This is a genomic window from Phytomonospora sp. NPDC050363 (genome assembly GCF_040655735.1).
Classification (GTDB): Bacteria; Actinomycetota; Actinomycetes; order Mycobacteriales; family Micromonosporaceae; genus Phytomonospora.
The window spans coordinates 911,086-931,940 of the sequence record NZ_JBFAKK010000001.1 but is presented as its reverse complement, the minus strand read 5'-3'; the positions used below and the strand labels follow the sequence as shown (position 1 = coordinate 931,940).

General features: G+C 71.2%; 20 protein-coding genes and 2 pseudogenes. 11 read left to right on the top strand and 11 right to left on the bottom strand.

Features of this window, described 5'->3' with window-relative positions:
• The first annotated feature begins 267 nt into the window (after nucleotides 1-267).
• The 3 genes and pseudogenes from AB0I28_RS04150 to AB0I28_RS04140 form a co-directional block, all read left to right on the top strand.
• A complete protein-coding gene (locus AB0I28_RS04150; RefSeq protein ID WP_357489206.1) occupies nucleotides 268-657 on the top strand; it encodes a contact-dependent growth inhibition system immunity protein in 390 nt (129 codons plus the stop codon).
• A gap of 320 nt (nucleotides 658-977) precedes the next feature.
• The gene (locus AB0I28_RS04145; RefSeq protein ID WP_357489205.1) at nucleotides 978-1,583 is read left to right on the top strand and encodes a hypothetical protein; all 606 of its coding nucleotides are present in this window, start codon (nucleotides 978-980) and stop codon (nucleotides 1,581-1,583) included.
• 149 nt (nucleotides 1,584-1,732) lie between these two features.
• Nucleotides 1,733-2,086: pseudogene (locus tag AB0I28_RS04140) on the top strand (glycosyltransferase family 2 protein); the annotation flags it as partial.
• Nucleotides 2,087-2,850: 764 nt separating this feature from the next.
• On the opposite strand, the gene AB0I28_RS04135 reads toward AB0I28_RS04140, so the two are convergent.
• From AB0I28_RS04135 to AB0I28_RS04125, 3 genes are read right to left on the bottom strand one after another with little or no spacing between them, the layout of a single operon-like run.
• Nucleotides 2,851-3,606: an ABC transporter permease gene (locus tag AB0I28_RS04135; RefSeq protein ID WP_357489204.1), complete on the bottom strand. Its 756-nt coding sequence runs from the start codon at nucleotides 3,604-3,606 to the stop codon at nucleotides 2,851-2,853.
• Complete coding sequence (locus tag AB0I28_RS04130) at nucleotides 3,603-5,105, bottom strand: ABC transporter permease subunit (RefSeq protein WP_357489203.1); 1,503 nt, start codon at nucleotides 5,103-5,105, stop codon at nucleotides 3,603-3,605. Before AB0I28_RS04130 ends, AB0I28_RS04135 begins: the two co-directional genes overlap by 4 nt.
• The gene (locus AB0I28_RS04125; RefSeq protein ID WP_357489202.1) at nucleotides 5,102-6,055 is read right to left on the bottom strand and encodes an ATP-binding cassette domain-containing protein; all 954 of its coding nucleotides are present in this window, start codon (nucleotides 6,053-6,055) and stop codon (nucleotides 5,102-5,104) included. Before AB0I28_RS04125 ends, AB0I28_RS04130 begins: the two co-directional genes overlap by 4 nt.
• 116 nt (nucleotides 6,056-6,171) lie before the next feature.
• On the opposite strand from AB0I28_RS04125, the gene AB0I28_RS04120 reads away from it, so the two are divergent.
• The 3 genes from AB0I28_RS04120 (at nucleotide 6,172) to AB0I28_RS04110 (ending at nucleotide 8,970) form a co-directional block, all read left to right on the top strand.
• Entirely contained in the window at nucleotides 6,172-6,834 is a 663-nt protein-coding gene (locus tag AB0I28_RS04120) for a response regulator transcription factor (RefSeq protein ID WP_357489314.1), read from the top strand.
• Nucleotides 6,831-7,922, top strand: coding sequence for a HAMP domain-containing sensor histidine kinase (locus AB0I28_RS04115; RefSeq protein WP_357489201.1), 1,092 nt, complete (start codon nucleotides 6,831-6,833; stop codon nucleotides 7,920-7,922). The genes AB0I28_RS04120 and AB0I28_RS04115 overlap by 4 nt, the downstream gene beginning before the upstream one ends.
• Nucleotides 7,923-8,169: 247 nt before the next feature.
• The gene (locus AB0I28_RS04110) at nucleotides 8,170-8,970 is read left to right on the top strand and encodes an exodeoxyribonuclease III (protein ID WP_357489200.1); all 801 of its coding nucleotides are present in this window, start codon (nucleotides 8,170-8,172) and stop codon (nucleotides 8,968-8,970) included.
• Nucleotides 8,971-8,974: 4 nt separating this feature from the next.
• Here AB0I28_RS04110 and AB0I28_RS04105 read toward each other — a convergent pair whose 3' ends face one another.
• The 3 genes and pseudogenes from AB0I28_RS04105 to AB0I28_RS04095 all read right to left on the bottom strand — a co-directional run.
• Entirely contained in the window at nucleotides 8,975-9,832 is an 858-nt protein-coding gene (locus tag AB0I28_RS04105) for an SRPBCC family protein (RefSeq protein ID WP_357489199.1), read from the bottom strand.
• A 188-nt stretch (nucleotides 9,833-10,020) separates the two neighbouring features.
• Nucleotides 10,021-10,998 (bottom strand): phosphotransferase, encoded by a 978-nt coding sequence (locus AB0I28_RS04100; RefSeq protein ID WP_357489312.1) that lies wholly within the window; start codon nucleotides 10,996-10,998, stop codon nucleotides 10,021-10,023.
• Nucleotides 10,972-11,385 (bottom strand): annotated as a pseudogene (locus AB0I28_RS04095) (NUDIX domain-containing protein); the annotation flags it as partial. The gene AB0I28_RS04100 and the pseudogene AB0I28_RS04095, both read right to left, overlap by 27 nt.
• 66 nt (nucleotides 11,386-11,451) lie before the next feature.
• Here AB0I28_RS04095 and AB0I28_RS04090 point away from each other — a divergent pair.
• The gene (locus AB0I28_RS04090; protein WP_357489198.1) at nucleotides 11,452-11,922 is read left to right on the top strand and encodes a GNAT family N-acetyltransferase; all 471 of its coding nucleotides are present in this window, start codon (nucleotides 11,452-11,454) and stop codon (nucleotides 11,920-11,922) included.
• 7 nt (nucleotides 11,923-11,929) lie between these two features.
• On the opposite strand, the gene AB0I28_RS04085 is transcribed toward AB0I28_RS04090, so the two are convergent.
• From AB0I28_RS04085 to AB0I28_RS04075, 3 genes are read right to left on the bottom strand one after another with little or no spacing between them, the layout of a single operon-like run.
• A complete protein-coding gene (locus tag AB0I28_RS04085) occupies nucleotides 11,930-13,867 on the bottom strand; it encodes a hypothetical protein (protein WP_357489197.1) in 1,938 nt (645 codons plus the stop codon).
• The gene (locus AB0I28_RS04080) at nucleotides 13,852-14,616 is read right to left on the bottom strand and encodes an ABC transporter ATP-binding protein (protein ID WP_357489196.1); all 765 of its coding nucleotides are present in this window, start codon (nucleotides 14,614-14,616) and stop codon (nucleotides 13,852-13,854) included. The genes AB0I28_RS04085 and AB0I28_RS04080 overlap by 16 nt, the downstream gene beginning before the upstream one ends.
• Before the next feature lie 60 nt (nucleotides 14,617-14,676).
• On the bottom strand, nucleotides 14,677-15,324 hold the full coding sequence (locus AB0I28_RS04075; protein ID WP_357489195.1) for a spermidine synthase: 648 nt from the start codon (nucleotides 15,322-15,324) through the stop codon (nucleotides 14,677-14,679).
• A gap of 92 nt (nucleotides 15,325-15,416) precedes the next feature.
• Here AB0I28_RS04075 and AB0I28_RS04070 point away from each other — a divergent pair, with 92 nt between their 5' ends.
• The 4 genes from AB0I28_RS04070 to AB0I28_RS04055 are packed head-to-tail and all read left to right on the top strand — an operon-like array spanning nucleotide 15,417 to nucleotide 18,137.
• Complete coding sequence (locus AB0I28_RS04070; protein WP_357489194.1) at nucleotides 15,417-16,097, top strand: RNA polymerase sigma factor; 681 nt, start codon at nucleotides 15,417-15,419, stop codon at nucleotides 16,095-16,097.
• Entirely contained in the window at nucleotides 16,090-16,650 is a 561-nt protein-coding gene (locus AB0I28_RS04065; RefSeq protein WP_357489193.1) for an MGMT family protein, read from the top strand. The genes AB0I28_RS04070 and AB0I28_RS04065 overlap by 8 nt, the downstream gene beginning before the upstream one ends.
• Before the next feature lie 38 nt (nucleotides 16,651-16,688).
• A complete protein-coding gene (locus AB0I28_RS04060) occupies nucleotides 16,689-17,279 on the top strand; it encodes a GNAT family N-acetyltransferase (protein WP_357489192.1) in 591 nt (196 codons plus the stop codon).
• A 33-nt stretch (nucleotides 17,280-17,312) separates the two neighbouring features.
• A complete protein-coding gene (locus AB0I28_RS04055; RefSeq protein WP_357489191.1) occupies nucleotides 17,313-18,137 on the top strand; it encodes an APH(3') family aminoglycoside O-phosphotransferase in 825 nt (274 codons plus the stop codon).
• Between the two features lie 19 nt (nucleotides 18,138-18,156).
• Here AB0I28_RS04055 and AB0I28_RS04050 read toward each other — a convergent pair whose 3' ends face one another.
• Together AB0I28_RS04050 and AB0I28_RS04045 are read right to left on the bottom strand one after the other, a co-directional pair.
• Nucleotides 18,157-19,524 carry a glutamate decarboxylase gene (locus AB0I28_RS04050; protein ID WP_357489190.1) on the bottom strand — a complete coding sequence of 456 codons (1,368 nt, stop codon included), beginning with the start codon at nucleotides 19,522-19,524 and terminating at the stop codon, nucleotides 18,157-18,159.
• Nucleotides 19,525-19,547: 23 nt separating this feature from the next.
• On the bottom strand, nucleotides 19,548-20,831 hold the full coding sequence (locus tag AB0I28_RS04045; protein ID WP_357489189.1) for an MFS transporter: 1,284 nt from the start codon (nucleotides 20,829-20,831) through the stop codon (nucleotides 19,548-19,550).
• Nucleotides 20,832-20,855: the final 24 nt, after the last annotated feature.

Below are 20,855 nucleotides of genomic sequence, written 5' to 3'. Positions count from 1 at the left end.
GACCTATAGGCAGGGAGCCTGCGTGATACAGCTCGGCATGTTGCTTGCCGGGCGGCGAGGGCGCACCAAGGGCGGTGCCAGGAACAGGCTAAGTTGCCGGAGTGGGTGCGTTCGGGGACTTCCTAGCCGGGGCACGACGGGCGCTTGCGCCGCTGGCCGAAGCTCAGGGCTTACTGCGGTCGTCGTCGCCTATCCCGACCGTGACTACGACAACGGTGTCCTCTACTGGTGGGGACCCGAGGAAGACGATGCAGAGGCCTGAGCCCGGTGAACCGTGACCGCTCACTTGAGGACCTCGAGGGTGATCGCTCGCCGGATCCTCCGGCCGACACGACCCGCCTGGTCGCAACGGCGCATGCGCTTCGCCGACAACCGATTGGCGAGCTGACCGTCGAGGACATGCGCTTGCTGATCCGACAGGACATCGGGCTGCGCCACCTCCTGCCGCTGGCAGTCGAGGTGTTGCGAGAGGACCCGATGGCAGAAGGCGACATGTATCCGGGTGTGCTGCTGTCGGCGGTCATCACCTGCGACCCCGCGGCCTGGGAGGACTTCCCCGACCTCAGGGATGAGCTTCGCCTGATCGCTGCGGGCTTGGCCGATGTACCCCCGGTCATCCAGCAGGTTGTCGAACGGTTCCTGGCCGCAGAGCACTGACGCCTGATCCACCGGAGCCCCTCGATACGACGTGGCCGGTGCCGGCGCAGATCGTGGAGTGCCCGAGCGAACGGGCAAGAGCGATCGCGTGATGCCCGGCGAACTCGCCGGGTCTGTCAGGCCGGAGGCCGAGACTCATCATGGTCGGCGAGGGTCGTGCCCTGGTGCGACAGGCCGTGCTTTCGGGTTCCACAGTGGATTCCCGGCGCGAGGGCCGTTCGAACGACTGTTTCACGGCCTTGGTAGAACCTAGTCCTGCCTGTGTTCGACAGGCGGCGGTGGCCGGCCGGGCCGGCTGGGGATCGTGCGGGAGTGGCGGCGTGTACAGCTTCTACGTGTTCGAGGGTTCCTTCCACCAGGGAGGCGGCGGCTGGGAGGACATCGAGGTCGGCTGTGACCTCGCGGCGATCCAGCGGGCCGCCGTCGACTACGTCCGGATGGGGAACTGGGCCTCGGCGGAGGGAGACGATCTCCTGTTCAGGGTCTACCAGGGCGGGCGGCTCACGGTCGAGACGAGCCTCTACCCCCTGCTGCGGGTGAAAGTCGCCGGGCTCGAAGCGATCACCTTCGACGAACACGGTGAGCCGCGCGGTGGCGCGCCCGAGGCCGGTGGTGAGTTCGCCGATCGCCGCGACGAGTACACCGAGGATCCCGGCGAGTGGCTTGAGGACTTTTTTGCCGCAGAGTTCGAGGAGATCGCCTCCGAACAACCCGGCGACATCGACGTCACCGTCGACTGGCCGAAGGCCGCCATCCCGGCGCTCACCGAACCACTGCTCCCGTCCGACGGACACGTGTGGGTCCTGGCCGACGAGGAGGTGTGGGGTGATGTGACCGCGCACGGAACAGGACCGGCGCCCGAGGACGAACCGTCCGACGACGACGGCCGGTGGCTCGTCGCGGGCTACAACTCCATCCACGCCTGACCGCGCCGGTCACCGCGCCGTGGAGCATGACAAGAGTCACGAGACGAGTGGATCGTCCCCAGTTATGATCATTCTTCGTCCTTGCCCCGCGGCCGCCGACCGCTCACACCGTGACGCCCGGTCCGCACCGTGCCCGAACAGAAACGGGGATGCCGTTGACCGGCGCGAAAGTCAGTGTGATCATACCGGCCTACAACTGCCGCCCCACGCTCCAGCGCACCCTGCGGTCGGTCCTCGACCAGACGATGCCTGCCGAGCTGATCGAGATCATCGTCGTCGACGACGGGTCCGACGACGGCAGTGCCGAGGACCTCGATCTCCTCGCCGCCCGGGAGCCGCGTCTGCGCGTCGTCCATCAGGCCAACTCCGGTGGGCCCGGCGCGCCCCGCAACACCGGCCTTCGCCTGGCCGGTGGCGAGTACGTGTTCTTCCTCGACGCCGACGACTGGCTCGGCCTTGAGGCGCTGGAGCGCATGTGCGCGATGGCCGACCGCGAGGGCACCGACGTCGTGCTGGGAAAGATGGTCGGAGTCGGCGGCCGGAAGGTCCCCGCGAAGCTGTTCGCCGAGACCCTCCCACGTATGGACCTCGCCGACCAGGACTGCCGGATCTACCACCAGATGTCGCTGGCCCCGCTCCAGCTGTTCCGGCGCTCCCTGATCGACCGCGCGCGGCTCCGCTTCGGTGAGGGCATGCTCGCCCACGAGGACCAGCTCTTCGTCGTCGGTGCCTACCTCAACGCCGCCGCGATCTCCGTGCTGGCCGACTACGAGTGCTACTACTGGAACGAACGCGCCGACGGCACCAGCGTCACCCAGCGCGGAGGCGCCACCGCCGAGGAGGTCTACCAGGTCGTCGGCGAGGTCATGGAGCTGATCGCCTCCCGCGTCGAGCCCGGGCGGGTGCGCGACAGGCTCATCTACCGGCACCTGCGCATCGACGTCTTCAGCCGCATGGAGCGGCTCTACCTCGACCTGGCGCCCGACGCCCAGATCACCACCTACAAAGCCGCGCGCGACCTCCTCGCCGTGTGGGCGACGCCCCAGATCCTGGAATGGGCCCCGGCCCGCTGGCGAAAACTCGCCCAGCACCTCCTCGACGACCGCGAGGACCAGGTCGTCGAGGCCATCGAAGCCCGCCGCCGGGCCCTCGCCGCGCCCAAGCCCGCCCCGAAGGCCGCTGCCGTCAAGCCCGCGGCCCCGACCGGCCTCAAGCGCATCCTTCGCGCGGTCCGCCGCCGGATCGGTTTAGCGGCCTCCCGGCTTCCTCAGTCATCGCGCACCCCCACCCGCACGGCGGCGGCCAGCAGCGCGGCCGCCGCCCACGCCGCCGTCACGGCCAGACCGGCCCAGGGACCGATCGGCAGCTGGTCGAGGCCGGTGGTGGCCTGGACGGCCAGGCCGGCGCTCATCGGCGCGACCTGCTGAAGCACCCGCCGCACGCCCGGATCACCGACCACTTGCGCGATGATCGGCACGAGGTAGAGCAGCCCGAGCACGATCCCGACGCCGGTCGCCGAGTCGCGCACGACGGCGGCGACACCGAAAGCCAGCAGTGCGACCAGCACCAGGTAGACGACCGACCCCGCCGCCGCGCGCAACGTCGGCCCGCCGACCGGCCACAAGACCAGCTGACCGCCGGGCAGAACCACCCGCCCGGCAAGCAGCGAGCCCAAAACCGCCACGGACCCGGCCACGGCCACCACACCGGAGACAACGGCGGCCTTGGCGGCCAGGACCACGCGCCGCCGAGGCACCGCCGTGAGCGTGACGCCGAAAATGCCCGACCCGTACTCGCCGCCGATGACCAGCACGGCCAGGATCGCCACGAGCGCCTGGCCGAGGTCGACGCCGGTGAGACTGAGCTCGACGGGGTCACCGCCGCAACCGGGCGAGACGCACGTCGACACCGAGGCCGCCGCGGCGCTCAACGCGACCGTCACCGCGACCATGCCGGCCAGCAGCCACCGCGGACCGGCGACCGTCCGCAGCTTCGTCCACTCGGCGTGCACCGCCCGCCTCACGCCTCCCTCCTGCGCAGCAGGACGACCGCCACGGCCAGACTCACCGCGGCATAGCCCGCCAGCACCGCGAGCCCCGCCCACGCCGGCAGCGGGAAGTAGCCGTTGTAGGGCGTATAGACGCTCGCCACCTGCTCGTACGGCTCAAGCGTCTGATGGACCGCGAAGGCCGCCGCCGGGGTCACCCGCGCCAGCCATCCCGCCACGCCCGCGGGCATGAACGGGTTGGCGATCAGCAGATAGGGCAGCACGATCACCAGGAGAACCGCCGTGACCGCACCCGCCCCGCGCCGCAGGATCGCGCCGACCGACAGCGCCAGGACCGCCGCGGCAGCCAGCAGCGCGGCCGTCCCCAACGCCACCCGCAGTCCCGTCGCCGACGACACCGGGAAGACGTAGACGCCGTTGACCTCGGCGAGGCGCTCGCCGAGCGGCACCGCCGCGAGCGCACCGGCGAGGCCGGCGACGAATGCGCACGACCCCACCACGATCGCCTTGGCGACCAGCACCCGGCCGCGTCCGGGAGTAACGGCCAGGGTGACCCGGATCAGGTTCTTGCGGTACTCGGTGGTGATGTAGAGCGTCCCCACGACGACCATCACGACGAGCGCGGCGAAGGTACCGGTGAGGATGTCCTTGACGGTCCCGCCGGTCGCCAGGGTCTCGCGCACGGCCGGGGCGATGTCGCCGGCGCCGGTGATGGTCAGCTCGCCGCCGGACGCCGTCGACGACCCCGACGTGCCCGGCGGGTAGCCGGCGAAGGTGGGGGATTCGGGGCCCACCTGCTCGCCCGTCCAGGCGTCGTCGGCCCAGCTCCCTTCGACGCGCAGGTCGCCGAAGACGGCCGTGGAAACGCTGCTGCGGGTGCCCATGCCGTCCACCGAGGGCGGGGAGGCGACGAACGGCCCGCCTCGCGGTCGCGGACCGAGCCCGCGGACGCGCACGGTGCCCACTTCGGTCCACTGTGTCCCGTCGGCCGAGGAGTAGCCGGTGACGGTGTCGCCGGAGCGAAGCAGTCGCAGCCAGTGGACGGGCTCGGTGCCGGCGGGTCCGGCGATGTCGTCGACGAAGCCGGACTGCATCCGCACGCCGTGCCCGCCGGTGACCATGATCGCCGCGTACGGCGAGCCCGGGCGGGTGCTCTCCTTGATGATCAGTCCGGCCTTCGCCCAGGCGACCTGGCCGGGCCGCAGGTCGCCCGGCCCGGCGGGGACGCTGCTCTCCAGCGCGGTGACCGACACGGTGATGCCGCCATCGGCGGTCAGCGGCCGGTGGGCGAAGTAGAAGCTGTCGGCGACCGGCGCACCGCCGGGACCGACCGGAACCGGCGGGGCGCCTTGCTGGTCGCTGCTGACACCGGCGAGGACGCCGACCAGCACGATCATCAGCGATCCCACGGCCATGCCCAGCCCCCACCCCGCGACGGTGCGGAACTTGGTCCACTCGGCGTGCAGCAGGGACACGAACCCGGCGCGCCGGCCGGACGTGAGAACGGTGGTCACCGGTGCGCCTCCTCGGGAGTCGCGGCGCGGAACTCGACGGCGTCGCGGGTGAGTTCGAGGTAGACGTCTTCGAGGGTGGCGCGGTGCGCCGACACCTCCGAGAACGGCACGGCGTGCTCACCGAGCAGGGCCACGACCCTCTCGGCGGGCAGCCCCGCGACGGTGACGGTGTCGCCGCCGGTGGACGCCACGGACGCACCGGCCCGCGCGAGCACCCTCATCGCGTGCTCGGGGGCGGCGGTCCGCAGCGCCACCCGGCCACTGGAGGCCGCCGCGATCAGGTCGGCGACGGGCGCGTCGGCGATGGCCCTGCCGCGCCCGGCGACGACGAGATGGTCGGCGGTGCCCTGCACCTCGCTCATCAGGTGACTGGACACCAGGACCGCGCGGCCCTGCGCGGCCAGCGAGCGCAGGAACCCGCGCATCCAGATGATGCCTTCGGGGTCCATGCCGTTGAAGGGCTCGTCGAGCATGACGATCGGCGGATCGCCCAGCAGGGCCGCGGCGATTCCGAGCCGCTGGAGCATGCCGAGGGAATAGCCGCCGGCCTTGCGTCGCGCCGCCGGGGCGAGGCCGACCCGCTCGATCACCTGGTCGACCCGCCGGGCGGTCAGGCCTTGCGAGTGCGCCAGCCAGAGCAGGTGGTCGCGGGCGCTGCGGCCGGGATGCACCGCCGAGGAGTCGAGCAGTGAACCGACGCGGCTCAGCGGGCGCCGGAGGCCGCGGTAGGGCTCCCCGTCGACGAGGGCGGTGCCCGCCTCGACGGCGGCCAGGCCCAGGATCACCCGCATCGTGGTCGACTTCCCGGCCCCGTTGGGGCCCACGAACCCGGTCACCACACCCGGCGGGACGGCGAAGGACATACCGTCGAGGGCCACGGCGGCCCCATACCTCTTGCGCAGCCCGGACACGACGATGCCCGGGCCGCTCACGGTTCGAAATGGACTCATGCCGCCAGTTCTACGCCGCGACCGGTTCCAGCACCGTCGCGTTCGCCGCGACCGGGCTGAGACCACCGGTCTGGCATCGTGAAGGACATGCCAACCCGACCCGGTGAAGCTCCATGGTGAAAGTCCTGGTCGTCGAGGACTTCGAGATCCTCGCCCGCTCCATCGGCACCGGCCTTCGCCGTGAGGGCATGGCCGTCGACGTCGTCCTAGACGGCCACGCCGCCCTCGACCACCTGGCCGCCACCCGCTACGAGGTCGTGATCCTCGACCGCGACCTGCCCGGCGTCCACGGCGACGACATCTGCCGCGGCCTCGCCGACGCCCACCACGACACGCGCGTACTCATGCTCACCGCCGCCGGCACGATCGAGGACCGCGTCGGCGGCCTCAGCCTCGGCGCCGACGACTACCTGCCCAAACCCTTCGCCTTCGCCGAACTCGTCGCCCGCGTGCGGGCACTCGCCCGCCGGACCGCTCCGCCACTGCCCCCGACCCTCGTGTGCGGCGACATCACCCTCGACCCGGCCCGCCGCACGGCGTTTCGCGCCGGACGCCGACTCGACCTGAGCCCCAAGGAGTTCGCGCTCCTCGAACGCCTGCTCGCCGCGCCCGGCGTCGTCTGGTCGGCAGAGGAACTGCTCGAAAAGGTCTGGGACGAAGCGGCCGACCCGTTCACCTCTGCGGTGAAGCACGCCATGCACCGGCTGCGCGCCAAACTCGGTGAGCCGCCGGTGATCGAGACCGTCCGAGAAGGCGGCTACCGGATCGGGCAGGCATGACTCCCCTCCGGCGATCCCTCCAGGCCAGGCTCACGCTCTTCTACGCCGCAGGCATCTACGGCGCCGGGATCGTCGTCCTGGCCGTGGTCACCCTCCCCCTCGCCGGACTCCAGTCGACCGTGGCCGTCGGCGAGCAGGACACCGGCGCGATCACCGGCACCGGCGACGGGATCGGCCCGCAGCAGCTGTTCGCCGCATCCGCCGTCGCGCTGGCCGTCCTCATCCCCATCGCCCTCGCCGGCGGCTGGTGGGCCGCGGGCCGCTTCGTACGGCCGCTGCGGGCCATCACCACCACAGCCAAGGCCATCTCCGCCGGCAACCTCCACCGCCGCCTCGCCTTGGGCGAACCCACCGACGAGCTCACCGAACTCGGCGCCGTCCTCAACGACCTCTTCGCCCGCCTCCAGGCGTCCTTCGACGCTCAGCGGCACTTCGTCGCCAACGCCTCCCACGAACTGCGCACACCCCTGGCCGGTCAGCGGACCCTCCTCGAAGTCACCCTCGCCGACCCTCACTCCGACGCAGCCACCCTCCGCGCCGCCTGCGAGGAGGCCCTCACCCTCGGCGGACACCAGGAAAGGCTCATCCGGGCACTGCTGGCCCTGGCCACCAGCGAAGGCGGCCTCACCCGCCACGAACCCATCGACCTGGCCGCAACCGCCCGCCGCGTCCTCGCCTCCCGCCGCGACCAGGTCGCCGAGAAAGACATCGACCTCGCCGACCGCCTCGCACCGGCGCCCACCACCGGCGACCCTGGGCTCGTCGAGAGCCTGGTCGCCAACCTCGTCGACAATGCTCTGCGGCACAACCATCCCGGCGGGCACGTCTCCGTCACCACGAGCGTCACCGGCACACAGGCGACCTTGACGATCACCAACAGCGGACCCGTCATCCCCGAAGACCAGATCCACCGGCTCTTCGAGCCCTTCCAGAGCCTCGCCCCCGACCGCCACCAGCGCCGCGACGGCTACGGACTGGGCCTGGCCATCGTCACCGCCGTCGTCCAGGCCCACCACGCCACCGTCGGCGCCGATGCGCGCCGAGAAGGTGGGCTGGAGATCACGGTGGGGTTCGTGCGAGCGGAATAGGGGGGCACGGATTCGCCGATGAGGAGTGACCCGCACTCGGTCCATGTGGCGAGGGACCGCTGAGCGCGGCTGGATGCGGGAGCGTCAGGAGATGGCCCGAACGGCCAACCGCCGCCACCTCACCGGCAAGGCCGTCGACCACTGAAACCGCGACGCCCGGCCGTTTCCGGCCGGGCCCCCTCCTCGCCACCCGAGGGCGTCGGTCCGGCCTTACGGCCTTCGAAGGGCGGAAGGTAGCGTGGCCGACGTGCTGAAAGTGTCGACGGTGAACATCAACGGAGTCCGCGCGGCGGCGAAGAAGGGCCTGGTGGAGTGGCTTCGCACCACCGAGGCCGACGTGGTCTGCCTCCAGGAGGTTCGCGCCACACCCGAGGAGTGGCCCCAGGAGGTGCTCGCCGACAGCGGCTGGCATCAGGTCGTGGCCCCTTCGACGGCCGCGAAGGGACGCGCGGGTGTCGCGGTCTTGACGCGCACCGAGCCGGTGGCGTTCAAGGTCGGGTTCGAGTCGGCCGAGTTCGACACCTCGGGCCGCTACGTCGAAGTGGACCTTCCCGGCCTGACCGTGGCCAGCCTCTACCTTCCTTCGGGTGAGGTGGGCACGCCCCGGCAGGAGGAGAAGGAGCGCTTCTGCAAGGAGTTCTACGGCCACCTGGTCAGGCTGCGCGCCCGCGTGGAGACCGAGGGCCGCGAGGCGGTCGTGTGCGGCGACTGGAACATCGCGCACAAGGAGATCGACCTGAAGAACTGGAAGACCAACCAGAAGCAGGCCGGGTTCACTCCCGAGGAGCGCGCCTGGCTCGGGTCGGTCTTCGACGAGGCCGGCTACGTCGACGTGTTCCGCGGCCTGCACCCCGACGGGCCCGGCCCGTACTCGTGGTGGTCCTATCGCGGCCGCGCCTTCGACAACGACGCCGGCTGGCGCATCGACTACCAGATCGCCACGCCGGGCCTGGCGTCGACGGCGACGTTCGCCGAGGTGGAGCGGGCCACCGAGCACGCCGCCCGCTGGTCGGACCACGCGCCGGTGACCGTCCACTACGACGTGTAGCCGGCTACTTCGACAGCGCAGCCGCCTCGGCGCCCAGCTCGGCGATCCGGTCGTGCCAGGCCGCCAGGGCGGCCTCGGCGCGCTCCCCGGTACCGGTGTGGGTCAGCAGGAGTCTCGCGCCACCGGGTCCGGGCGCGAACTCCAGGCGCACATCGCCGGCGGGTTCGCCGTCGGCGCTCAGCCAGTGGTAGGTCAGGAAGAACGGCGCCTCGACCGCCGAGACCGGCCCGGGCGGGAAACCGGCGACGGTGAAGCCCTCGGGGACCTCCCCGCCGGCGTCGGCGAAGCCCGGTCCGCCCAGGTGCTCCCACAGTTCTTCGAGACCGGCGCGCAGCTGCCGCTCGAAACGCACCCGCCACTGCTCGCCGTCGCGTTCGATGGTGCCCTCGTCGAGGCCGAAGAGTTCGACGAAGCGCTCGTGTGCGGCGGCGGAGGCACCGGCGTCGACGACGACGCCCACACCGTCGAGGACCTGCGCCGCGGCGTCGAGGCAGGTCTCCCAGCCCGCGGCGAAGCTCGCCGCGCCGGCGATGTCGTCGAAGGTGTGCTTCAGCGTCAGGCGCGTACCGCCGCCGTCGGGCTCGGCCGTCCACTCCAGATGGTCGTCGCCCCAGGTGTAGGCGAAGCGGTGCGGCTGCTCGTAGGCCGTCACGCGCCCGGTCAGGGGCGGGCCTTCCTCACCGGGGAATACGAAGGTGATGGCCCCGTCGACGGCCGGCTCGGCCTCGACGTGCGCGGGAAACCACTCGTCGAGCGACTCGGTCTCGGTCAGTACCCGCCACACCGCCTCGACCGGCTGCGGCAGCCGGCGCTCGGTCGACAGGACACCCCGTCCATCGATGATCGTGAAGGTCTCGTTCATCGTCGCTCCTCCCAAATCGGCCACGCTACCGCTCCGATATACCCGTCGCAGCGGTTTGGCGGCACGCCGAAGACTCTGCCAGACCGTCGCCCCACCGGCCACGAAGAGCCACCGTGACACTCGTCCTGATCCCGGCGAGGCGTTTGGGCGACCTGCGTGACGCCGGCCACGAGACCTAGGGCCGTGTCCTAGAACCCGCGCGCGAAAACCAGAGCCCGCTCGGCGTTGAGCGCCAGGTAGTGCCAGCTTCCCGTGAAGGCGTTGTAAGACTGCGCGTCGAGACCGATGTGGATCAGGCAGCAGCGCAACCGCAAGCGGGTGTCGTCGCCGTACTCACCGGTCTCCCGCAGGTGCGCCATGACCTCGGCCTCGATGTCGATGTCACGCCACGAGGGGTAGAACGGCCACCAGTAGATCAGCCACGCCAGGTCGTACAGTCCGTCGCCGTAGAGGGAGTTGCCCCAGTCGAGGACCGCGCTGATCCGGCCCCCGGCGACCAGCACGTTGCGGTACAGCAGGTCGGAGTGCACCAGCTGCCGCACGTCCGGGCAGGCCGGAGCCAACTCGGCCAACACCTCCGAAGCCTCGTCGAACGGCCCGCGCCCGGTCGGGGACTCCGCCAGCGCTCGCTGCCAGCCCGCCACGCGCGGATGCTCCGGCCCGCTGATCGCGGTGAGCGTCTGCGCCCAGGTCGCGTGCGGGGCCGTCAAGTCCGGCAACCACGCGCCGTAACCGCTGCCCGGCGCGGGAAGCGCGCGCACCGCCCGCATCGTCGACAGCAACGAGGGCAGCACCTGGCGCATCCCGTCACCGTCGAGCTCATCGAGGTAGGTACCGTGCGCCCGCTCGGCGACGACGAAATGCCGCGACCCGGCACGACCGGTCTCCACGACCTTCGGGACACCACCGACCCCGTCGGCGAGCACGGCGACGGCGGCGTCCTTGGCGAAGTCCTCACCGTGCTCGCCGATCTTGGCGATCACCTCGGCCCCGTCGAGGGTGAAGGCGTAGGCCCGCGACCATTCACCGGCGCCGAGCAGGACCGGCGGCGACGCGCGCGGCCCGTAGCGGTCGGTGATGAAGCGCTCGGCCTCGGCGTCGGGCGCGGTGCGGGCGATGAGGTCGTCGACGGTCTCGGCGAGACCGGGCGGTTCGAGCCGTTCCAGGGCGCCGAACTCCGAGCGCGGGACCCAGCGGTGGTGCTGGAGCATCTTGGTCTCGTAGTCGAGGAGCCCTTCGCCGCTGACCTGCGGTTCGTCGGTGTCGAAGCGGGCGAGGAAGAACGCCTCCGGCCCGGCGTGGTTGCGTCCCATCCAGACCAGGTCGCGCTCGACGGTGACGTACAGCGGGGACACCGCGTCGGGGTCGAGGCCGGTCTCCTCGACGAGTTCGCGGCGAACGGCGGTCAGGTAGTCCTCACCGGGATCGACACCGCCACCGGGCGGTTCCCACAGCAGCGACCCGTCGTGGGGATCGCGCCAGCGCATGAGGAGCACACGGCCGCCCTTGTCGAGACACACGACGCGAACGGCACGGCGGAAGACGGTTTCCATGCCTGCCGACACTACGCCCGGCCCCGCTGTTGAATTCGTACAGGCGTGCGGCATAGGCTCGCGGCCATGAGCGACACGATGATCCGCGAAGCGGTCCCCGGCGACGTCGCCGGCCTGGTGGAGTGCAGCGTCGCCTTGTTCGCCGAGGACGGCGGAACGCGCGACGCGACCCTCAACGTCGACTGGCCCAAGGAGTTCTCGGCCGACTCGATACGCGCCGGCATCGACGACCCCGCACGCCTGATCCTGGCCGCCGTCCGTGACGGAGAAGTCGTGGGCCAGCTGTCGGGCAAGGTCGCCGAAGCGGTGGCGATCCGCCCGGTGCGGGTGGCGACCCTGGTGAGCCTCTACGTGCGGCCCGAAGCCCGCGACGGCGGTCTCGGCGCACAGCTGGTCGCGGCGTTCAAGGACTGGGCGCGCACCATCGACGCCGACCGGATCGCCGTCACGGCCTACGCCACCAACGAGGCCGCGATCCGCTTCTACCGCCGCTGCGGCTTCGAGCCCTACCAGCTGACGCTCGAAGCGGACCTGTGACCGGCGCTCAGACGCCCGCCTCGACACCGGTCGGCGTCTCGGCGGCCTCGGTCTCCTCCGCAGCGCGCTTCTTGCGGCGCTCGTCCCAGGGGAGATAGAGCCCCACGCCGTAGATCGACAGGCCCAAGACGACCATGAGGACCGCGAAGGGCACCGCCCACGGCCCCAGATAGGTCGCCAGGAACCACGACTTGCGCTCGGCGCCGAACAGCGCGAAGCCCAGGGCCACCAGTCCTTGCGGGAACAGCGGCAGCCACCCGGTCGAGTAGCAGACGGCGACCGTGACCGACTTCCACTTCGGCAGGTCCTGGCCGGTCTTCACGTCGGCGCGCAGGCGCTTGACGCCGTCGGTGCCGGTGACCTCCCGGGAGGTCACCGCCACGCCGGTGCGCATCGTCTGCAGCAGTTCGGGACCGTAGGCGTCGAGCCTGCGGTGGGCCATGCGCCCGAATGCCCAGGCGCACAGGGCGCCGGTGAGCAGACCGACGGGCACACCGAGCCAGGACAGCCACGGCTGCTGCGCCACCAGCCCCACCGCCACGATCGCCCCCGCCGGGACCGCGGTGACCGGTACCCCCAGCAGCATCACGTAGGTGAGGCCCGCCACCGAGCCCTCGTTGTCGCCGACGCCCAGCGGGTTGGCGCCGCGCTTGTGCGGGTCGGTCAGCGGTACGAGCATGTACACCGATACCACCGAGGCGAGGCCGGCGGCGCCTCCCAGCATCGCCGGTACCAGGGCGAGCACGATCGGCCAGGCGAACCCCTGGCCGCTGGGGATCGTCAGGCCGACGGTGAAGGCCAGCACGATCGGGGTGAGCACGAGCAGCCACGCCAGCTGCCGGCCGCGCACGTCGGCGCGCGCCGCGCCGGGCGTGAGCAGCGTCAGCCACAGCGCCGTCCCGTCGGAGCCGAAGATGTTGGCCGCCATGCCCGAGCTCATCAGCAGGATCGCCAGGCCCGTGTAGGGCGCCATCCCCCACCAGCCGATCATCAGCGGCAGGAGGCAGAACACCACCCCGTAGGTGATGGCGAACCACAGGTGGTTGACGCGCAGCAGATCACGCGACCAGGCGCGCAGTTCCTTGGCCGCCACCGCCCCCACCGGCCCGGCCGAGGCCAGGCGCCCCAGTCCCGGCGCCGACGCGCGGCGCGGGCGGGGAGCCGTGGCCCGTGATGTCAGCCTGCGCTGCAGCATCCGCGACCACACCAGCAGCATCGCCGCGATCAAGACGGCCGTACCGGCCAGGTAACCCACCGCCAGCAGCCATTCGCCACGGCCGGCGGCCTCCACGGCCCGCACCGGCCATCCCGACGGCAACAGTCCGACGATGTCGTCCAGGAGTTCCGGTCCCGCCGGTCCCCAGGCGATGGCCAAGGCCGCGATCAGCGCCCAGCCTTGCGCCAAGAGAGCCATCGAACCCGCCCACACGATCGCCACCAGCGCCGCACCGGCATGCGTGCGCAGCAGCACCCCCGCCACGGCGTTGACCAGCCGCGCCAGCATCACCACGAATCCCAGTTGCAGCGCGACGCCCGGCACGGCGACCACCAGCGTCAGCGGCCCGGTCACCACCGCGTACGCGACCAGCGACAGCAAAGCCACCAATGTCACCGCCGCGCCGAACCCCACGAACGACGCCGCCAGCAGCCCTCGTGCCAGCCTCCCCGGCGGCACCGGCAGCGCGGCGAAGTTCTCCGGCTTGAGCGGTTCCCCGCCGCCGCTGATCAGCGGTGCGATCGCCCATCCCAGAGCCCACAGGCCCCACAGCATCGCCAGGAGCGTCCCCGTACCGGCGGCGGGACCGATGCCGCCCGCTCCGGCCCAGATCGTGCCCAGCGCCAGCACCAGGCCCACGACGGCCCCGGTGACCGACCACCACGCGCGGGGTCCGCGCATCGAGTGCCGCAGCACCGCCACGCGCATCGCGATCAGGACGCCAGCCACGACAGGCCTTCCGTACCGTCGACGCGCCCGCCGACCAACTCCACGAACACGTCCTCCAGAGCACGCTCACCGCGCACCATCTCCAAAGGACCGGCCAACGCGACCCGCCCACGGTCGATGACCGCGACGTGATCGCACAACTGCTCCACCAGCGCCATCACATGGCTCGACATGATCACCGAACCGCCGCCCTCGGTGAAACGCCGCAGAATCCGCCGCACCGTCAGCGCCGACACCGGATCGACCGCCTCGAACGGCTCGTCGAGGACCAGCAACCGCGGCGCGTGCAGCAGCGCCACCGCCAGCCCGATCTTCTTGCGCATCCCCGTGGAGTACTCCGACACCAACGTCCGCTCGGCCTCGGCCAGCTCCAAAACCTCCAGCAACTCCGAAGCCCGCTCGTCGACGACCGAACGCTCAAGCCCTCGCAGCAACCCCAGATAGGTCAGCACCTCACGCCCGGTCAAACGCTCCGGCAGACCCAGCGAGTCCGGCAGCACCCCCAGCAGCGCCTTCGCGCGCACCGGATCGGCCCACACGTCCACACCGAACACCCACGCGTCACCGGCATCCGGCCGCAACAACCCCACCGCCATAGACAACGACGTGGTCTTACCCGCGCCGTTGAGCCCGACCAGCCCGAAGAAAGACCCCGCCGGGACCTCCAGGCTCACCCCATCGACAGCACGCTTCTCACCGAAGGACTTCGACAAACCCGACAACCGCAAAGCGGCGGTCCCGTCACTCATCCGGGCTCCCATCAGACGCGCACAGATGACCCGGCGCCCGGTACCGGCGCGCGGCCTCAGTCAGCTCGCGCAGGCAACGTACACCACGTCCGCCGGACCGCGCGGCACCGAGACCTCCACCGTCCGCACCGACGCGAAACGGCTCGCCAGCCGCTCGGCGAAGACCTCACTGGCCGCCGCGCTCCAAAACGCCACCGCCCCACCCGGCGCCAACCGCGAGACCAGCAACTCCAGCCCCGACTCCCCGTAGAGAGCCGCGTTGGCCGGCGTCACCGTCCAATCAGGACCATTGTCGATGTCGAGGCACATCACGTCGAAGAACAGGTCATCGGGCGCCTGCCGCAGCCACGCCAGCAGATCGGCGCACACCACCGTCACCTCCCGATCCCCCACCGCACCCGCCGAGAAGTCCGACAGATGCGACCCGTGCCACGCGATCACCGACGGCTCGCACTCCACCACCGTCACCTCCCCCACCCGCGGATTCGACACCGCCTCGGCAAGCGAGAACCCCACCCCCAGTCCACCGATGAGCAACCGCACCCCATCGGCCTTCACCGCGTCGACGGCAGCGCCCACCAACACCCGCTCCGACTCGCCATTGCGCGTGTCCATCAAGAACACGCCGTTACTTATGATCTCGAAATGCCCGTCGACTCGACGCAAGACCAGCTCGCCCTGCCGTCCGTGCACACGCGACAGCACCACCGCACCAGACCGTGACATACAACTCAGCCTACGAGCCCGCACGCTCCCCGGCGAACCGCAACCCCGCACACCCCGACGGTGTTCATACACATGTGAGCGGACCCGACGACCCCAGCCACCTCCTCGCCGCACTCGACGAGGACCTCGACAACGGCTTCACCGCCCTCTACGACGCCTACCGCACCCCGGTGTTCACCACCGCCCTGCGCGCCACCGGATCCTGGAGCGACGCCGAGGACCTGACCGCCGAGACCTTCCTGCGCGCCTACCGCTCTCTCGCCTCGGACCGGCCACCGCCCCTGCCGACGCTGCGCCCACGCGCATGGCTGCTGACCATCCTGCTCAACACCGTCCGCAACGACCGCCGCGGCAAAGCCCGCAAACCACCACCCGGCGACATCGACGCCGCACCTGAACGCGCCGACCACACCCAAGACCCCGCCCGCACCGCCGAACTCCACGAGACCAACCGCGCCCTCGCCGCCCACCTCGCCGCACTCACCCCCGCCCAACGCGACGCCGTCATCCTCCGCCACGTCCTCGACCTCCCCATCGACGAGATCGCCGCCATCCTCGGCACCGCCGAAGGCACCGCCAAATCCCACATCTCCCGCGGACTGGCCACACTGCGCCGCCTCGCCTGCACCGACCGGCCACAAACGCCCCACCCCCACGAGCGCCCACGCCCCGAGCCCACCACTCGCCGCGCCCGCGGGCACACCACCGGCCCTCACCCGATCAGCACACCCACCATCGAGGTGCACCATGCCTGACACCGACCTGACCAACGCGCTCGCCTCCCTGACGGCCGCCCCGCCTGCGGCGCTCTTCGACCGTGTCGCCGCGCGCTGGACCCGCCAGCCCAGCCCGATGGGCGACGTCGACGTCGCCTACACCGAGAACGGCGTGGCCTTCCTGCGCCCCGCGTGCCTGGGCACGCTCGCCGAGGAGTTCCGCGCCCGCTTCGTGCGCCCTCTCGTGCGCACCGAGCACCCGCCCGCCGAACTCGCCGAGGCCCTCGCCACCTGCGACGGCACGAAGCTGCGCTACGACCTCACCGGACTCACCCCCTTCGCCGTGTCCGTCCTGCGCGCCGCCCAGGCCATCCCGAAAGGCCGCATCCACCCCTACGGCTGGATCGCCGAGCGCATCGACAACCCCCGCGCCGTCCGGGCGGTCGGTTCCGCCCTGGGCCACAACCCCGTCCCGCTGCTCATTCCCTGCCACCGCGTCGTCAAAGCCGACCTGAGCGGCGGCCAGTACATCTTCGGCACCGATACCAAGATCGCACTGCTACGTCATGAGGGGGTCACCGTCAGGTCATGAGCCCGCACCGGCGGCACGGGGCCGCTAGGATCCTGCGGGTGGACGACCTCCCCCTCTCCGACCAGCCCGACATCACCGAGCTGACCACCGCCCGCCTGCGCCTGCGTCAATGGCGTCGCGAGGACTACGCACCCTTCGCCGAACTCAACGCCGACCCTGAGGTGATGGAGCACTTCCCCTCCACCCTCACCCGCGAGCGCAGCGACGCCCTCGCCACTCGCATCGCCGGCGCCATCAACGACAACGGTTTCGGTCTGTGGGCGGTCGAACTGACCGAGACCGGCGAGTTCCTCGGCTTCACGGGCCTGAGCACCGCCACCTTCGACGCTCACTTCACCCCCGCCGTGGAGATCGGCTGGCGCCTGGCCCGCAAGGCATGGGGCCACGGCTACGCCACTGAGGCCGCCACGGCCGCCCTCGACCACGCCTTCGGTTTCCTGCGCCTGGCCGAGGTCGTGTCGTTCACCGCCGTCGGCAACGTCCGCTCCCAGGCGGTCATGACCCGCCTGGGCCTGACCAAAGATCCGCACGGCGACTTCCACCACCCCTCCGTCGGCGACCACACCAACCGCGTTTCCCTGCACGTCCTATATCGCATCAGCGCCAGTCAATGGGCACAACGCGATTGACAGACCGGTGCCGGGGTGGCCGACAATGACGCGGTGGAACCCGACAACGCACTCGTCGAAAAGCACCTGCGGCACCGCTACCGCGACTACGACTGGCAGCCGGTCACGCTCGGCCTGTCCGGCGGTCACGTCTACCGGCTGACCGGACCGGCCGACCTCCACCTCAAGTACGCCGCCGAGTCGCTGCACCCCGATCCCGGCTTCGACGTCGGCGCCGAATGCGACCGGCTGCGCTGGCTGGCCACCACCGGTGTCGGTGTTCCCGAGGTCGTCGAGTGCGACACCGTCGACGAGCACACCTACCTGGTCACCACCACCATGTCCGGCCGTGACGCCTCCCAGCCGTGGGCCGCGCACGAGCGCATGGACGTCATCGACGCCGTCGCCGACTTCGCCCGCGACCTGCACTCCCTGCCGACCGCCGGTTGTCCCTTCGACAGAAGCCTGCGCGTGACGGCCTCCAACGCCGGGGTGGCCGTCGCCCTCGGCCAGGTCGATCTCGACGACCTCGACGACGAACGCAGCGGCTGGGACGCCCAGCGTCTGCTCACCGAACTCGACGCCGCCCTGCGCGGCGTCGAGCCCGAGCGGGCGGCGTTGTGCCACGGGGATTTCTGCCTGCCCAACGTCATGCTCGACCCGCGGACCCTGCGCGTCACCGGCGTCATCGACGTCGGCCGTTTCGGCGTCGCCGATCCCTACACCGACCTGGCGCTGCTGACCAGGAGCGCCGGCGACACCGGCCTCAACCCCCAGTTCGGCGCCGAGCACGTCGCCCGCTTCTGGTGGCGCTACGGCGTCGGCGAGCCCGACGCGGGCAAGGTCGCCCTCTACCGCCTTCTCGACGAGTTCTGCTAGGCCCGGCGGCGTCGCGGGGTCAGTGGTGGAAGGTGACGCGTTGGGGGTGGTGGCCCGAGCGCAGGGTCTTGACGCAGGTGCGGATGTCGGCGGCGAGGAGGTCGACGCGGTCGCGGCTGATGCCGTGCCGGATGAGGACACGGTGGATGACGGTGTCCTCGCGGTCGGGCGGCAGCGGATAGGCCGGCACCTGCCATCCGTGGACGCGCAGGGCCTCGGACAGGTCGTAGAGATCGAAGCCGGGGTCCCCGTCGAGGGTGTAGGACACCGCCGGGAGCGCTCCGCGGCCGTCGTAGAGGAGCGTGAACGGCCCCATCCGGGCGATCTCGTCGGCGAGGTGGGCGGCGGTGTCGGCGCAGGCGCGCTGCACGCGCCGGTAGCCTTCGCGGCCCAGGCGCAGGAAGTTGTAGTACTGGGCGATGATCTCCCCGCCGGGGCGGGAGAAGTTCAGCGCGAAGGTGGGCATGCTTCCGCCGAGGTAGTCGACGTCGAAGATGAGCTCCTCGGGGAGCAGGTCGGCGGTGCGCCAGATGATCCATCCCACGCCCAGGGGCGCCAGGCCGTACTTGTGGCCCGAGGTGTTGATGGAGGCGACCCGGTCGAGGCGGAAGTCCCATTCGAGTTCGGGACGCAGGAAGGGTGCGATGAAGCCACCGGAGGCGGCGTCGACGTGGACGGGGACGTCGGGTCCGCCGTCGGCGGCCATGGCGTCGAGTTCGGCGGCGATGTCGGCGACGGGTTCGTAGTCGCAGGTGTAGGTGACGCCGAGGATGGCGATCACGCCGATGGTGTTCTCGTCGACGTGCGCGCGCAGCTGGTGTGGCCGCAGCCCGGTGGCGCCGGCCTCGAGGGGGACCTGGCGCAGTTCGACGTCGAAGTAGCGGGCGAACTTCTCCCAGCAGACCTGGACGGGCCCGCAGACCAGGTTGGGGCGGTCCGCGGGTTTCCCGGCGGCCTCGCGGGCCTTGCGCCACCGCCATTTGAGGGCGAGCCCGCCGAGCATCGCGGCTTCGCTGGAGCCGGTGGTGGAGCAGCCGACGGTGTTGTGGCTGTGAGGACTGTGCCACAGGTCGGCGAGCATGTGGACGCAGCGCGACTCGATCTCGGCGGTCTGCGGGTACTCGTCCTTGTCGATCATGTTCTTGGCCATGTTCTCGGCCATGAGCGCGGCGACCTGGGGCTCGGTCCAGGTGGTGCAGAAGGTGGCGAGGTTCTGCGAGGCGTCGCCGTCGAGGGTCAGCTCGTCGTGGAGGAGCTGATGGACGGCGTGGGGGTCGTTGGGGCCTTCCGGCAGCCGGTACTTCGGCAGCGGTCTGCGGCTGAGCAGGCCGGAGTAGATGTCGTCGAATCCTTCGTCACGACCGCTGGTGACCTGGTGCAATGCCATGGGATCCCCCTTTGCCGGTGACCCTACCGTCGGCTCCGAGGGGCCGAGGCGTCTTCACGCAAAGGCGCCCGGGCGTCGTAGCGCATGAAGGAGGGGACCGCCAAGGCGAGGGTGACGATCCCGGCGACGCAGATGAGGCCGCCGGAGATGAGGGAGGCGCCGGGGCCGAACACGCCGGCGACGGCGCCGGTGCGCACGTCTCCCAGACGTGGACCGCCGGTGACGACGACGATATGGGCGCCTTGGAGGCGTCCCTGCATGCCCGAGGGCGTACCGGCCTGGAGCATGGTGGAGCGGTAGATGGCGCTGACGGTGTCGGCGGCGCCCGCGGCGAACAGGGCGGCCAGGCCGATCCACAAGACGTCGCTGACGCCCAGGAGCGCGATCGCCGCGCCCCACACGCCGATCGACACGACCACGCCGAGTCCCTGGCGGTTGACGCGGGCGACGGCTCCGCCGACCAGGGTGACGGCCAGGGCGCCGACGGCGGGTGCGGCGTAGAGGAGTCCGGCGGTGGTCGCGTCGCCGCCGTAGACGCCGTAGGCGAGCGCCGGGAACAGCGCGCGGGGCGCGGCGAAGACCATGGCGTTGATGTCGACGAGGAAGGTCATCAAGAGGGTGCGGTTGCCGGCGAGGAAGCGCAGGCCCTCCATGACCGAGGCCAGTCCCGCACGGCGGCCGCCGTCGCCCGGCGGCAGCGACGGCAGTCGCAGGACGGAGTAGAACACCGCGGCGAATGAGATGACGTCGAGGCCGTAGGCCCAGCCGTAGCCGCCGGCACCGACGACGACTCCGGCGATCAGCGGCCCGGTGATGACCCCGAACTGGAACCCGGCCTGGCGCAGGTTGTTGGCCGCGGCGAGCTTGCCGGGGCCGACGAGCTGCGGCAGGATCGCCGAGCGGGTCGGGGAGTCGACCGCCGATGCGCCGGCCTGGACGGCGACGCACACGAACAGCAGCCACAGGGGTCCGCCGCCGGCGGTGGCCTGGGCGAGCAGGACGACGCTGACCAGGAGCATGACCCCGCCGGTGACGAGGGCGAGTTTGCGGCGGTCGACGGCGTCGGCGATGGCCCCGCCGTAGAGGCCGAACACGATCAGGGGCGCCAGGCCGGCCACGCCCAGCATGCTGACGGCCAGGGTCGAGCCGGTCGCCTCCCACACTTGCAGCGGGACGGCGACCTGGGTGATCTGCGCGCCGATGAGGGAGACGACCTGCCCGGCGAACAGGCGCCGGTATGGCGCGGAGTCGCGCAGCGGGCTGATGTCGGGCGCGGCGGCGCGGATCAGGCGTGCCAGGCCGTTCACGGTGTCACCGCCGCGAATTCGCCG